We start from the raw sequence: 14,818 nt of genomic DNA on the forward strand, positions 1-14,818 counted from the left end.
CCTAGTGCCTCTTATTCGCTGTCCGCGAAGAAGAACTCGTCCGGCCGATAGATGCCAAATTGCGCGCCCGGATCCCAGCCGTAGGTGGCCTTCATGGGCACATTCTTCAGCGAATTCGAGATCACCACCGGCTGCACCACGCCTTGGACGGTGCCCAGCGTCAGCACCTCCTCCCCGTGGATCCGCAGGATCTCCATCCACGCGGCCTCACGTTCGGCCGCGTTCTCCGAGGTCATCCAGGTGTTGTTGGCCTCGAGGAGCTTCACGACCGGCTCATAGTCCGGCTTCTCGCCCGACTGGCCGCCGCTCGTCACCCAGGCGCCCCACGCCGGCCCCGTCAGGAACTGCTCGGAGGTTGGAACGCGCTCCACCGGGGGCATCGTCTCGGACGGGATGCCGTTGTCGTAGCCGAGCCAGACGCTCATCGCGAGGTCGCCGGAAAAGGCGCGGCTGCGCATCACGTCGCGCTGCGAGGGACGCGGGAAGAGCGCGACGCCCAGCTCGCGCCAGCCGTCCTTGATGAGCTCCAGCGCGTCGATCTGGATCGCGTCCTCGCCTGCCGTCTCGATGATCAGCTCCAGCGGCCGTCCGTCCGGCAGGAGACGGATCCCCTCCGCGTTGCGCTTGGTGAGGCCGATCTCGTCCAGCAGCTTGTTGCCCTTGTCTGTGTCGTAGGGCGGCGGCGCGGCGACGGCCTCGCTGTAGAGCGGGCTCTCGGGCAGCACGATATTGGCCGACGGCTGGCCGAGCCCGAAGTAGAGCACCCGGTTGAGGAGCTCCCGGTCGATGCCGAGCGACAGCGCCTCGCGGAAGCGGCGGTCGCGGAAGAGCGTGCGGAGCTCGGGGTCGTTGACCGTGAGGTTCGGGTAGATCGCGATGGCCGAAGCGTTGGCCTGCGGCCACAGCCCGGCGGTGTAGCCCCGCGACTTCTCGCCCCGCTTCAGCACCGGGAGGTCGGCGAAGACGAGGCCGCGGGCCTGCAGGTCCGCGTCGCCCGCCTGCACCTTGGTGGCGATCAGCCCGCCGTCGACCACGTTCATGATCACGCGGTCGATGTAGGGAAGCTGCTGGCCCTCGGTGGTGACGCGGTGGAAGTACGGGTTGCGCACCATGACGGCGCGGCGGTCGTTGGTGTCCGCCGACAGGACCCAGGGCTGGAGCGACGGCAGGTCCGGGTTGGACGCGTCGTACATCTCGTCCTTGAGATTGTGCAGCGGCGCCCAGGATCGGACCTTCGCCTCCCGGACCATCTGCTCGATCTTCTCCGGGTCGCCGTACTTGGGATTGAACTGCTTCAGGTAGTGCGCCGGGCGGTAGATGAACGGCGGACGGGCCTGCGCCAGCGACGGCAGGAAGTTCGGGTTCGGCTTGTCCCAGGCGAAGCGGACCGTGGTCTCGTCGACCACCTCGAAGGTCGGCAGCTTGCCGTCCACCAGCATGAAGGGGCTCGGCGTCGGCGTCAGCTCGGTGTTGGTGAGGATGTCCTCGAACCAGTAGCGAAAGTCCTCGGAGGTGAACGGCTCGCCGTTCGACCACTTGTGGCCCTTGCGCAGGTGGAGGGTGAAGACACGCCCCTCCTCCTCGTCGACCGCCTTGAGGATGTCCGGCTTCAGCTGGTATTGCTCGTCGTAGCCGACGAGGCGGGCGTAGCCCCACACGTTGATGAGCCGCACGTCCTTCGACCGGCCGATCATCGTCTTCAGGTCGCCGCCGTGCTTGCCGACCTTGCGGCCCTTGGCGGCGAGATCGACGATGTACGGCTCCTCCGGCACACGCTCGGTGACCGGAGGCAGGCCGGTGTGCGTGCGGGAGAGCGTCTCGGTCTCGACCAGTTGCACGGTCTGAGCCGATACCGGCAACGCCGCCAAGACAACGAGTCCCAAGGCAACGACGAAGCGGATCATGCGGCGTCCTTCATGCTCGGCGCCTCTCCGGGCGCGCAGACGAAATGCCCCGGCTCCCGTTCGATCATGACGGGCACCTGGCCGGGCTCCAGACGATAAGGCTCGGGCCACGCCGACGGATCCGACGCACGGCCCGCCGACAGCTTCTTGAAATCGAGCGGCCTGTCGAGGTTCGCGTCCGGAACCGCGGTCAGGAGGGCCTGGGTATAGGGGTGCTGCGGATTGTCGATCACCGCGCGCGTGCCGCCGAGTTCGACGAGGCGGCCGTGGCACATCACGGCGATGCGGGTTGCGAGATAGTCGACCACGGCAAGATTATGGCTGACGAAGAGGTAGGTGAGGTTCAACTCGCGCCGCAGGTCGGTCAAAAGATTGAGAACCTGCGCCTGGACCGAGACGTCGAGCGCCGACACCGGCTCGTCGCAGACGAGGAGGTCCGGACGCAGGGCGAGCGCCCTGGCGATCCCGACGCGCTGGCGCTGCCCGCCCGACAGCGAGTGCGGGTAGCGCCGCAGCATCTTGGGGTCGAGGCCGACGAGGCCCATCAGGTCGCGCACGCGCGCCGCGCGCTCCTCGGCGGTGCCGACGTCATGGATCACCATCGGCTCGCGGATGATCTCGTTCACCGACATGCGCGGGTTGAGCGAGGAGAACGGATCCTGGAAGACGAGCTGCACGCGCTTGCGGTAGGCCGCGAGCTCCGCGCCCGAGAGGCTCGCGAGGTCGCGCCAGCCGTTCGGCGTATTGAGGCTCACGCTCCCGGACGTCGGCGGGAAGGCGCGCATGATGGCCATCGCCATCGTCGTCTTGCCGGAGCCCGATTCGCCCACCAGGCCGAGGCACTCCCCGGTGTTGATGGTAAACGAGACCTGGTCGATGGCGCGAAGCGTCCGCGGCGGCGAGAAGAAGCCGCCCTTCTTGAGGCGGAAGGTCTTCACCACGTTGTCGACCTTGATCAGCGGCGTGCCGGGCGCGCCGGGGCACGGCTTGCCGAACGCGCCGAGCTGCGGCTTGATCGGCCGGATCGGCGACAACCGCTCGGTCATCGCGAAGGTCGGCACGGCGTGGAGGAGCGCCTTGAGGTAGGGGTGCTCCGGCGCGGTGAAGATCTCCCGCGCGGATCCCCGCTCCACCACGCGCCCGTGGTACACGACGACGATCTCGTCGGCCATGTTCGCGACGACGCCGAAGTCGTGCGTGATGAGGAGGATCGACATCCCCAGCTCGTCCTGCACGTCGCGCAGCAGCTTGAGGATTTCGGCCTGGATCGTGACGTCGAGCGCGGTGGTCGGCTCGTCGGCGATGAGGAGCGCCGGGCGGCACATCATCGCCATCGCGATCATGGCGCGCTGGCGCAGCCCGCCGGACAGCTCGAACGGATAGGCGTCGACCGCGCGGTCCGGGTCGGGGAAGCGCACGAGGCGCAGCATGTCCCGCGTCGCCTCGCGCGCCTGGGCCCGGTCCATGCCGCGGTGGAGCCGGCCCGCCTCGCCGATCTGGTCGCCGATCGTGTGGAGCGGCGACAGGCTCGTCATCGGCTCCTGGAAGATCATCGCGATCCGGTTGCCGCGGATGTCGCGCATGGCCGCGCCGTTGCGCGGGAGCTTCGCGAGATCGATCGTCTCGGCGCCGACGTCGCGGTCGTCGCGGAAGAGGATCTGGCCGGACACCTTCGCCACCGGCGGCAGGAGGCCCATCACGGCCTGGCTGATCGTCGACTTGCCCGAACCTGATTCGCCGACGACGGCGACGGTCTTGCCCTGCGGGATCGCGAACGACACCCCATCCACCGCACGCACGATCCCATCGGCGTGGTACTCAACGACCAGATCACGTACGTCGAGGACAGTCACGGGGCCTCTCGTGGAACCGCTGCGGCCACCCCTGTGGCAGCGCTCGATCACACCGTGACGACATTACTCGGAAAATTCAAACCCGCTCCCGGCGTTTTATCAGGCCGATGTTAAGTCGGGTTCGTTTCGCACCCCGTCGATAAGACGACAGCATGCGCAAGATACCGCCAAAAATAAGAAATTTCGGATCCGGGACTGTCCGGGGAGGCAGGGTAACCTCCCCTCTCCGGCCTATGGCTCAAGCTGTGGACCATCCGGTGCGCCGGCCGGCGATCCGGCCCGGCGCGTGGCCCACGGCCACGTTTCAGGCCGCGCGGCTGCGCGACGGGGCACGGCGGGGCATCCAGCCGGTCGGGTCGTAGCGGGCCCACCAGTCGAGCGTCGCGAACGCCGTTCCGGCCATCTCGGCGACGGCCTCGCGCGCCATGGAGAAGACGTTCGCCGGTTCCTCGGTGAGGGTTCCCTGCATCTCGCCCGGCCAGCGCACGATGGAGCCGCCGAGGCGCCGCGCCAGCGTCTGCATCGCCCGGTTCTCGGGAAGGCAGGCCATCGACAGCGTATGGATGCCATGGTTGCGGGCGCGAAGTACCAGCCGTTCGAACAGCCTGGTCCCGAGGCCGCGCCGCTGGAACGGCAGCTCCACGCTGAACGCCGCCTCCGCGTGGCCGCGATACTCGCCGCCCAGCGGGCGCAGCTCGGCGATCCCGCGAAGCACACCGTCGACGAACACGCCCTCGATGTGGCCCGGGCGGTACTTTTCGCCCATCACGTAGCTTCTGAGGTAGGCATCGTTCACCGGACGGCAGAAGCGCCGGCGCCGGCTCTCGTCATCGAGCCGCATGAAATGATCGATGACCAGGTTCATTTCGGAACGGCGCAGACGGCGCACCACCACGGACGCGAACGCCGCCTTGTCACTCATACTCGGCGCCATGTGCCGACACCTCCATTACTCTATAGGATAGATGCATCGCACCCCTCCCGCACGCCACTCTTAATTGTGCAGACCAGCCCTGACGGAACCTTTCAAGCCGCTGAGACATAATCGATATATCAGATGTCGAGGCACATCCGGACGGGTCCTACGCCTCCGGGAACGACCGACTTTCGGGATAAAATCGTCGCATGTGAAGGATTGCCGGGCCGCCACGACCACGGCGCCGCACATAGGACGATTTGTCCGGACAACCAGCTACTTCGCCGCCGCCGTGGCGAATTTGCCCCACCACGGTCGGACGCCGCCGCGAATCGGCGCGCCGCGTCGCTGCGGCGAATCGGCCAGCGGCGACGAACAGGTCCGATCGATCGAAATTCAGCAATGAAGCGGAGCCATCCCGACGCGCCCGCGCCATACCGCTTGAATGACCGTGGCGCCTGCGCACGACGGGGCTTCCTGCGGACGGATCCCGCGAAGGCGAGGACATCAGGGACATGGACTCACTCCGGTCGCCGGAAACAGGCGACCGAAAGTGTTATAGTGTCGATCCGGCAGGAGGTTAGGTCGGGCCGGATCACGTCGCGCTTCAGACCTGAAGCATTCCGTGATCGCGGTTCTGCGCCGCCCGGAGGGGTCCCGACCCAGTCGGGGTGCGGAACCCGCAGCCGCTCAGCGGCGCCGCAGACAGGCGCCGCCGGGTCGCGCTCGGGCCTGGATCAGCGACGCTGAAGGTCCTGGAGGAGCTGGGTGGAGGCGTAGCCGTCCGGCACCTTGCCGCCGGAGGACTGGTAGGCGCGGATCGCGTCGCGGGTCATCGGCCCGACCGAGCCGTCGATGCCGCCGGTGGAGAATCCGCGCCGGGTGAGCAGCGACTGCACTTCCTTGACCTGAGCGCGCGTCAGCGGCTTCTCGTCCTTCGGCCAGCTCTGATTGAAGTCGCCGCCGCCGATGATCCGGTCGGCCAGGTGGCCGACGCCGAGCGCGTAGGCGTCCGCGTTGTTGTAGCGCTTGATGACGTCGAAGTTGTGCAGCATCAGGAAGGCCGGCCCGTTCGCCCCCGCCGGATAGAGCAGGTAGGCCTGATCGCTGGGGCGCGGCCAGCTCGCGCCGCCGGCGCGCTTGATGCCGAGCGCCTCCCACTGGGCGAGGGTCCGCTTCTGCTTCGAATCGGCCTTGCGGTGATCGAAGTTGCGCGGGACGACGACCTCGTAGCCCCACGTCTCCTGATAGTTCCAGCCGGACTTGGCGAGGTAGTTGGCGGTGGAAGCGAAGGCGTCGGGGATCGAGCGCCAGATGTCGCGCTTGCCGTCACCGTCGAAGTCGGCGGCGTAGGCCTGCCAGCTCGTCGGGATGAACTGGGTGTGCCCCATCGCCGCACCCCACGACGAGTTCATCTGGTCGAGCGGCACGTGCCCGTCCTGCGCGATCTTCAGCGCGGCGGCGAACTGGTCGGTCCAGAACGAGGACCGGCGGCTGCCGTTGCAGGCGAGGGTCGCGGCCGCGCGGACGGCGTTGTGGTCGCCCATATGGGAGCCGTAGCTCGTCTCCATGCCCCAGATCGCCACGATCACCTCGGGGTCGACCTTGTAGCGGGCCGAGATCGCGCTCAGCGTATCGCGATACTTCGCATAGGCGGCACGGCCTTCGCGCACGCGCTTCTCGGAGACGGCGGTGTCCAGATACTCCCAGATCGGCTTGACGAACTCCGACTGGTGATTGGACAGGCGCACCGTGTCGGGGTCGGGACGCAGATCCCGCGTCGCCGCGTCGAAGGTCGCGCGGGTGACCCCGGCTGACCTGGCGGCGGGCCACTTCGACGCCACGCACGACGAAAACGCGTCGGCGCGAGCGTGGTGGGGGATAAACAGCATCACCGCCACGAGCGCGGCAGACGCCAGCACGCGATTGAAGGCAATGTCTCCTGAAACCATAAAGCGCGACTCCAACTCTCTGAGGAAAGCGCATACCGGACGATCGCTGGCAAACCGTTAAGGCCATCCTCACCTTGAATGGCAAGTCTCATCCGCATAAAGCGCGGGTCAATCTGCGGTACAGTGTAGCCGGAACAGTGAAGGAAGTGGCGATGACGGTCGTCGAGTTGAGGGGGAGCCCGCACGAGGCGGACGTCAAAGCCTCCGCGGAGCGGACGATCCGCACGGAAATCAGCGCCATGGCGCTCCTTGCGGACGCGATGGCCGGCCCTCTCGGCCGCGAGGTGGCCCGCGCGGTCGACCTGATGGCGGGGTGCGAGGGGCGAATCGTCGTCACCGGCATGGGCAAGTCCGGACATATCGCCGCAAAGGCCGCGGCGACGCTCGCCTCGACGGGGACGCCGGCGCAGTTCGTCCACCCGGCGGAGGCGAGCCACGGCGACCTCGGCATGATCACGCGCGCCGACGTCATTCTCGCCCTCTCCTGGTCCGGCGAAACGAAGGAGATGGCCTCGATCCTCTCCTACGCGAAGCGCTTCCGCGTGTCGGTGATCGCGATCACGTCGAACGCGAAGTCGACGCTGGGCCGCGCGGCGGACGTCGCGCTGGCGCTGCCGATCGGCGCCGAGGCGTGCCCGCTCGGCCTCGCCCCCACCTCATCGGCGGTGGCGCAGCTCGCGATGGCGGACGCGCTGGCGGTGGCGCTACTTGAGCGGCGCGGCTTCACGCCAACGGATTTCCACACCTTCCACCCCGGCGGACGCCTCGGCGCGCGGCTCCAGTTCGTCGGCGACCTGATGCACACCGGGCAGGAGGTGCCGCTCGTCAAGGTGGGCACGCCGATGAGCGAGGCGATCATCGCGATGTCGGCGAAGGGGTTCGGCACGGTCGGCGTCGTCGACGCCGAGGGGTCGCTGACGGGCATCGTCACCGACGGCGACCTGCGCCGACATCTGGAGAACGACATCCTGCGCCGTCCGGTCGAGAGCGTGATGAGCAAGGCGCCGAAAACGATCGAGAAGGACGTGCTGGCGGGTGCCGCGCTGGAGGCGATGAACTCGGCGAAGATCTCCACCCTCTTCGTGACGGACGAGGGCAAGCTGGTCGGCATCCTGCACATGCACGACCTGCTGCGCGCCGGCGTCGTCTGAGGGCGCACGCCGCCCCCGCCCTCTTCCTGCTCCGCCAGATCCCGACCCGGCACGGCCCGAGGGCCAGGGCCGGGTCAAGGGCGCGCGCAGCGCGGGCGAAGCCTTCACCCTTGACGCGGCCCTGGCCCTCACCAGGCTGGACCGGGTGGTTCAGAACAGCCGGCCGCCCTTCGCGGCCGTCTGACCTGAACCGCCTGCCTGCCGGCGAGGCGGAGGGAGCGCGAGGGGGGAACCCCCCTCGCATCTTCGGGGCACCGCCTTCCCGGGCGGGACGGCGCCCGTCGGCGCCCCGGCCCGGAGGCCGAGGCGCGCGGCCGGATCAGAAGAACGCCTGCAGGCCTGTCTGGGCGCGGCCGAGGATCAGCGCGTGCACGTCGTGGGTGCCCTCGTAGGTGTTGACCGTCTCGAGGTTCACCATGTGGCGGATGACGTGGTACTCCTCGGAGATGCCGTTGCCGCCGTGCATGTCACGGGCGATGCGGGCGATCTCGAGTGCCTTGCCGCAGTTGTTGCGCTTGACGATGGAGATCATCTCCGGCGCCATCTGCCCTTCGTCGAACAGTCGGCCGACGCGCAGCGAGCCCTGAAGGCCGAGGGTGATCTCGGTCATCATGTCGGCGAGCTTCTTCTGGACGAGCTGGGTCGCGGCGAGGGGCTTGCCGAACTGCTTGCGGTCGAGCGTGTACTGCCGGGCGCGGTGCCAGCAGTCCTCGGCGGCACCCATCGCGCCCCAGGAGATGCCGTAGCGGGCGCGGTTGAGGCAGCCGAACGGCCCCTTGAGGCCGGACACGTTCGGCAGGAGGTTCTCCTCCGGCACGAACACCTCGTCCATCATGATCATGCCGGTGACCGAGGCGCGCAGCGAGATCTTGCCCTCGATCTTCGGCGCCTCGAGCCCCTTCATCCCCTTCTCGAGCACGAAGCCGCGGATCGCGCCGTCATGCGCCTCGGACTTCGCCCAGACGACGAACACGTCGGCGATCGGCGAGTTGGAGATCCAGGTCTTGGCGCCGGAGAGCTTGTAGCCGCCGTCGACCTTCACCGCGCGGGTCTTCATGCCGCCGGGGTCGGAGCCGGCGTCCGGCTCCGTCAGGCCGAAGCAGCCGACGAACTCGCCGGAAGCGAGCTTGGGCAGCCACTTCATGCGCTGCGCCTCGTCGCCGTAGGCGTAGATAGGGTACATCACCAGCGAGGACTGGACGCTCATCATCGAGCGGTAGCCCGAATCGACGCGCTCGACCTCGCGGGCGACGAGGCCGTAGGAGACGTAGCCGGCGCCGACGCCGCCGTACTCCTCCGGCACCGTCACGCCCAGAAGGCCGAGCTCGCCCATCTCGTTGAAGATCTCGCGGTCGGTATGCTCGTTGCGCCAGGCCTCCATCACGCGGGGCTGGAGCTTTTCCTGCGCGTAGGCGTTGGCGGTCTCGCGGATCAGACGTTCGTCTTCGGTGAGCTGCGTCTCGAGCTGGAAGGGGTCATCCCACTGAAACGCAACCTTCTTGTCCTTCACGTTCTGGGGTTCGGCGACGGCTGACATGTTTCTCCTCCCGCAGGGCATCCGAAGGGGGCTTCATAGGCCCATTGGCGGAGCCGAGCAAAGCGCAGAACGCCGCCCGTCAGATGAAGTGGTCGTCCGTCAGGAGGTTGGCATTCACGCCGAGCAGGAGCACCGTCGCGTGTCCGTAGGCGATCTGGGCGTCATCGCCGACCTGGGTGATGTCGACCGCGTCGCGCGCCGTCTCCCCGTCGTCCAGCATGAATCGCAGGAAGCGCAGCGCGATCACGTCCTCGTCGAGGTCGAAGTCGGTGATGATGTCGTGGCCGTGACGCACCCCGATGACGAAGGTGTCGTGCCCCTCCCCGCCGGTGGTGACGTCGTTGCCGAAGCCGCCGATGATGCGGTCGTTGCCGCCGTCGCCGAAGATGGTGTCGTCGCCCCAGCCGCCGAACAGGACGTCGTTGCCGTGGACGGCGAGGACCTCCTGCAGCGAGACATTGTCGATGACGACGCCCTGCGCGTCGGCCGTGCCGTCGGACTGACCGGCGAAGCGCAGGGTCCCGGTGCCGTCGCCGCTGCCGCCTTCGACGTTGAACTGGAAGGTCTCGTAGGCGTCGACGCTGTCGGGGCGGATGGTGCCGAGGAGCTCGCCGTTCCAGTAGACGTTGAGCGTCTCGTCCGGCGCGTCGCTCGGCGCGCGCCACTGGCCGGCATCGAACGTCAGGAGATAGGTCTCCCCGGCCTCGACGCCGTCGATCTGCTGGGAGATGTCGATGACGTCGGAGCCCACCGTCCCGGTATCGACCCAGTAGCCGCCGTCGGACGCGGGCATGCCGACCCAGCCGTCGCGGACCACCTCGACGGCGACGCCGTTCTCCAGCGTCCAGCCCGTGGGTGTCCCGACGAAGCCGAAGTCGCGGGCGCGCAGGCCGCTCACATCCTCGAACGAGCCGTTCTGGACGAGGTTGTGGCCGAGCGTGTCCTCGTCACGGTCGCCGCGCAGGACGTCGTCGCCGGTGCCGCCGAGGATCGTGTCGTTCCCCCCGGCCCCCTCGATCGTGTCGTCACCGAACCGGCCGTGGAGCCAATCGTCTGTGGCACGTCCGAGCACTCTCTCCCCACGCAAAGACCAAAACACGACAAATCCTCTCGATGCCAAATACTGGCGCTGATATGACTGCGAATATATCACACTATAGCGCACACAGATTCAGTCATCAATATGGCCGTAAAGTCATTTTATAGAACCAGAGGTTCGAATATTTAAGTAGAGAGCTGTAAGTTTGCGCAAGATGACCCCGGGATGCTCCCGCACGGGAGACGCATCGCCGACACGCCCGGCGCGCGTGGCCGGGGAGCCCCAGGTGACCTAGATACCGGGTTGACGCGCGGGCCGCTGCCGCGACCCCGGGACGCACGGCGCGCCGCCGGGCGGGGACTCCCCTACCTCCGGGCCGCCTCCCGTTCGACCGGCGCATTTGCCGCGCATTGCGCGGCGGGGCTGGTGCAGCTGGCGCCAGTGAGGCACACGTCAATGCAGTAGGACACCGAAAGGGCACCCCATGCGAACCGATACCGGCAAGACAGTCTTCCTCAAGGACTACGCGCCGACGCCCTACCGTGCCCCGCACACCTCGCTGATGTTCGCCCTCCACCCGACGCGTACCGTGGTGCGCGCGACGACGCTGTACGAGCCGGTCGGCGGCGGCCCGCTGGAGCTTGCCGGCGACGGCCTCTCGCTGATGGCGGCGGAGCTCGACGGCGCACCGCTCGACGAGAGCGCCTACGAGGCGACCCCGGACAGGTTCGTCCTCAAGGCCCCGCCCGCGGAGCCCTTCGCGCTTACCCTCGTCACCGTCGTCTCGCCGGACGACAACACCGAGCTGATGGGCCTCTACCGCTCCAACGGCGTCTACTGCACGCAGTGCGAGGCCGAAGGCTACCGGCGCATCACCTACGCCTACGACCGCCCCGATGTCCTGTCGGTCTACGACGTCTTCGTGGTCTCCGATGCGGAGGGCGAGCAGGTCCTGCTGTCCAACGGCAACCTCGTCGACCGGAAGGTGTCGGGCGGCCGGCTGACCGCGCACTGGCACGACCCGTTCCCAAAGCCGACCTACCTCTTCGCCCTCGTCGCCGGCGACCTCGGCGCGGTCACGGACGAGTTCACCACCATGTCCGGCCGGAAGGTGGAGCTGAACATCTACGTCGAGCGCGGCAAGGAGCCCCGGGCGACCTACGCGATGGACGCGCTGAAACGCTCGATGGTGTGGGACGAAACCCGCTTCGGGCGCGAGTACGACCTCGACGTCTTCAACATCGTCGCGGTGTCGGACTTCAACATGGGGGCGATGGAGAACAAGGGTCTCAACGTCTTCAACGACCGCTACGTGCTGGCCGACCCGGACGTCGCCACGGACCAGGACTATGCCGGCATCGAGACCGTCATCGCCCACGAATATTTCCACAACTGGACCGGCAACCGGATCACCTGCCGCGACTGGTTCCAGCTCTGCCTGAAGGAGGGCCTCACCGTCTTCCGCGACCAGGAGTTCACCTCCGACGAGCGCTCCCGGGGGGTGAAGCGGATCGCGGACGTGCGGCGGCTGCGCGCGGCGCAGTTCCCGGAGGACGCCTCGCCGCTGCGCCACTGCGTGCGGCCGAACAGGTACGACGAGATCTCGAACCTCTACACCTCGACCGTCTACGACAAGGGCGCCGAGCTCATCCGCATGATCCACACCATGATCGGCGAGCCCCGCTTCCGCGCCGGGATGGACGACTACTTCGCCCGCTTCGACGGCACCGCGGCGACGGTCGAGGACTTCATCGGCTGCTTCTCGATCCCCGATCCGGGCGCCTTCATGCGCTGGTACGAGGAGCCGGGTACGCCCCGCGTCAAGGTCGCGGAGGCCTTCAAGGACGGGCGCTACACCCTCGAGCTGACGCAGGTTCCGGCCGAGGGCGCCTCCGTGAAGCCGATTCCGGTGCGCCTCGCGCTGCTCACCGACACCGGTGCCATCGACCCGGCGAAGGCGACCGTGACGGGCGGCGAGATCGGCACCGGCCACATCGTCCTCACCGACAGGGTGACGGTGACGGTCAACCGCCTCAACGCGGCGCCGATCGCCTCGGTGATGCGGGGCTTCTCGGCGCCGGTCACCATCGAACGCGCACCCGACGAGGCGCGCGACCTGACCCTCATCGCCAAGGACGACGACCCGTTCACGGTGTGGGACGCGGTGCAGCGCCTGGCGCTGTCGGCGATGCAGGCCCGCTATGACGGCGCCGCCATCGACGAGACGCCGCTCGCGGCCGCGCTCGGCACGCTGGCGGCGAACGCCGGCCATGAACCCGCCTTCCGCGCGCTCGCGCTCATCCTGCCGACGCGCCAGGCGCTCATCGAGGCGATCGGCCAGAACGTCGACCCGGACCGCGTCGACACCGCCCACCAGGGCCTCGGCGCCTCGCTCGGCGAGAAGATGCGGGACGTCCTCGCCAGGCTCCACGGCGCCCCGCTGCCGCCGGCGGACGACGTCTCCGCCGACGCCGCGGGCCAGCGCGCGCTGCGCAACGCGGCGATGCAGCTTCTGGCGTCCGCCGGCGACACGGGCCGCGCCATGGCGCAGGCGAAGAACGCGACGTCCATGACCGACCGCCTCGCCGCGCTCGGCGCTCTCGCCTTCACCAATGCCGGCGAGGCGGACGAGGCGCTCGCCACCTTTGCCCGGGAGTACGACCACGAGCCGCTGGTGCTCGACAAGTACTTCGCGATGGAGGCGATGCGCCCGGATGCGGAGGCGCTCGACCGGGTGCGGCGGCTGATGGAGCACCCGAAGTTCAGCCTCAAGACGCCGAACCGCGTGCGCAGCCTGATCGGCGCGTTCGCGCAGAACGTCGCCGCGTTCCACCGGGCCGACGGCTCCGGCTACCGCCTCGTGGCGGAGGTCGCGAAATCGCTCGACAAGTCGAACCCGCAGGTGGCGGCCCGGCTGCTGACGTCCTTCTCGGACGTGCGCCGGTTCGACGCCCCGCGGCGCGAGGCGGCGGCCGACGTCCTCGCGGACGTCCTGCAGACCGCGACGTCGTCGGACGTGGTCGACATCGCCCGGCGCCTGACCGCTAAGGGTTGAGGGGAGTAAGGCCCCGGGGCGACGTGTCGGCGCCGACCCATGCGCCCGATCCGGGGCCCCTGCCCGCCGCCCGGCATGCAGGCGTCCGGGACGGCCCCGATCAGCGATCTCCCCCTGGCCCCGGGCGCAGGGACCGGGCCGACCTCCGCCCTGCGCATGCCACGGGACCGGAAGGGCGTGCGCCCCGGCCCGCGACTGCCGGTCCTCTCCGCTCCAGACCGTGACCGGCGACGGGTGCGCCCGTAGGCCCTATGACGCGCGCCGGGGGCGCAGTGCCCCGGCAACCCCGCGCGGGGACGGCGCCTTGACCTTCGCCTTCGCTCCGCCACGCTGCACCCCGAGCGTGTCGTAGACCGTTTCGGGCTCCAGCAGCGTGTACTGCCTCGAACCCGCGGTCCGGACGCTCTTGAACTCCAGGAACACCTCGCGCTGGACGAGGCCTTTGACGGTCGCGATCGTCTTGTAGGTGATGATCCGGGGCTCCTTCGGGCTGAAGATCGTGACCTCGGCGTTCACCTCCCGCAGCAGCAGGAGGCTGTGGAACGCCGACCCGATGAAGCCCGCGATCTGCGACGCGCCGGCGAGCGTCTCGAGCTGGCTGGCGATGGTGTGCTGCTCGGGGTGGTAGATCTCCCATCCGTCCGCGGAGAGGACGTCTTCGATCTCCACTTCGTTGGCGAACGACTTCAGCTTCTCCGGCAGGGCGCTGCGGGAGAGCCAGAGCTTCGGCCCGCCGGGCCGCCAGCCGCTGCGCGGTGTGTACTGGCCGAGGAACCTGGCGTGCTCGGCGTTGAGCATGTGGCGCATCACGCATCCCGGATCGGGGACATGGAGCGTCTCGACGACGGTGGGCTGCGTGACCTTCAGGCTCTGATTGCGAATGCCGAGGAGCTCGAGGACGGCAGTCTGATAAGGCGCGAGCGGCGACAGGCGGCACCAGAGGAGCGGCAGCTCCGGGCGTTGCCTCGCGTACCAGAGGTGGGTGCAGGACTCGAGAATGAAGTGCCCGAACAGCGGCGAGACATACCCTGCGAAGATGTGCTCGCCGTCGAGCCGCGCCTCCGGCCCGTAGGGGGCGGGCGGCGGATGCACCAGGCGTTGCCCGGCCCGGTGGATGGCGGCGGGCTCGACGTCCCGGTGGTCCCTGTCCACGACGCCGCCAAGTTGATGCCCGCCACCCGGACGCCGGAAGGGGAATACCGTGGCTTCCGGGTACGTATTCACAAAAATTTCGTGAGCCATGACACCCTCAATTGAACAAATTCGAACAACCGTGGATCGGATCAGACGCACAGGGCCCGTTCCGGGTGCTGGAAAACAGCGGACCACACGCCGATGCGCTATGGATGCATGGGCGCGGCGCGGGCCAGACACGTCATCGCACCTGCGATGACTATGCTTCACCCTCCAT

The 14,818-nt window shown here is 68.3% G+C and carries 9 protein-coding genes; 2 read left to right on the forward strand and 7 right to left on the reverse strand.

From position 1 onward, the window contains the following. Positions 1-11: 11 nt before the first annotated feature. From DLJ53_RS17305 to DLJ53_RS17320, 4 genes are all read right to left on the reverse strand, one after another. Positions 12-1,838, reverse strand: coding sequence for an ABC transporter substrate-binding protein (locus DLJ53_RS17305; RefSeq protein ID WP_342353597.1), 1,827 nt, complete (start codon positions 1,836-1,838; stop codon positions 12-14). Positions 1,839-1,900: 62 nt separating this feature from the next. Further along, positions 1,901-3,757, reverse strand: a complete 1,857-nt coding sequence (locus DLJ53_RS17310) for an ABC transporter ATP-binding protein (protein ID WP_111347500.1) — start codon at positions 3,755-3,757, stop codon at positions 1,901-1,903. Positions 3,758-4,061: 304 nt separating this feature from the next. Further along, positions 4,062-4,679 carry a GNAT family N-acetyltransferase gene (locus tag DLJ53_RS17315; protein ID WP_162409297.1) on the reverse strand — a complete coding sequence of 206 codons (618 nt, stop codon included), beginning with the start codon at positions 4,677-4,679 and terminating at the stop codon, positions 4,062-4,064. A gap of 731 nt (positions 4,680-5,410) precedes the next feature. After that, the gene (locus DLJ53_RS17320) at positions 5,411-6,625 is read right to left on the reverse strand and encodes a lytic murein transglycosylase (protein ID WP_111347503.1); all 1,215 of its coding nucleotides are present in this window, start codon (positions 6,623-6,625) and stop codon (positions 5,411-5,413) included. Positions 6,626-6,777: 152 nt separating this feature from the next. Here DLJ53_RS17320 and DLJ53_RS17325 point away from each other — a divergent pair, with 152 nt between their 5' ends. Beyond that, entirely contained in the window at positions 6,778-7,776 is a 999-nt protein-coding gene (locus DLJ53_RS17325; RefSeq protein WP_111347505.1) for a KpsF/GutQ family sugar-phosphate isomerase, read from the forward strand. Positions 7,777-8,095: 319 nt separating this feature from the next. On the opposite strand, the gene DLJ53_RS17330 is transcribed toward DLJ53_RS17325, so the two are convergent. Next, the gene (locus DLJ53_RS17330; protein WP_111347506.1) at positions 8,096-9,313 is read right to left on the reverse strand and encodes an acyl-CoA dehydrogenase; all 1,218 of its coding nucleotides are present in this window, start codon (positions 9,311-9,313) and stop codon (positions 8,096-8,098) included. Between the two features lie 79 nt (positions 9,314-9,392). Then, the gene (locus DLJ53_RS36400; RefSeq protein WP_146619991.1) at positions 9,393-10,385 is read right to left on the reverse strand and encodes a hypothetical protein; all 993 of its coding nucleotides are present in this window, start codon (positions 10,383-10,385) and stop codon (positions 9,393-9,395) included. A 451-nt stretch (positions 10,386-10,836) separates the two neighbouring features. Between DLJ53_RS36400 and pepN the strand changes: the two genes are divergently transcribed. Beyond that, the gene (gene pepN, locus DLJ53_RS17340; RefSeq protein ID WP_111347509.1) at positions 10,837-13,407 is read left to right on the forward strand and encodes an aminopeptidase N; all 2,571 of its coding nucleotides are present in this window, start codon (positions 10,837-10,839) and stop codon (positions 13,405-13,407) included. A 249-nt stretch (positions 13,408-13,656) separates the two neighbouring features. Here pepN and DLJ53_RS17345 read toward each other — a convergent pair whose 3' ends face one another. Continuing rightward, positions 13,657-14,559, reverse strand: coding sequence for a glycosyltransferase 61 family protein (locus DLJ53_RS17345; protein ID WP_162409301.1), 903 nt, complete (start codon positions 14,557-14,559; stop codon positions 13,657-13,659). Positions 14,560-14,818: the final 259 nt, after the last annotated feature.

The sequence above is a fragment of the Acuticoccus sediminis genome (genome assembly GCF_003258595.1).
GTDB lineage: Bacteria > Pseudomonadota > Alphaproteobacteria > Rhizobiales > Amorphaceae > Acuticoccus > Acuticoccus sediminis.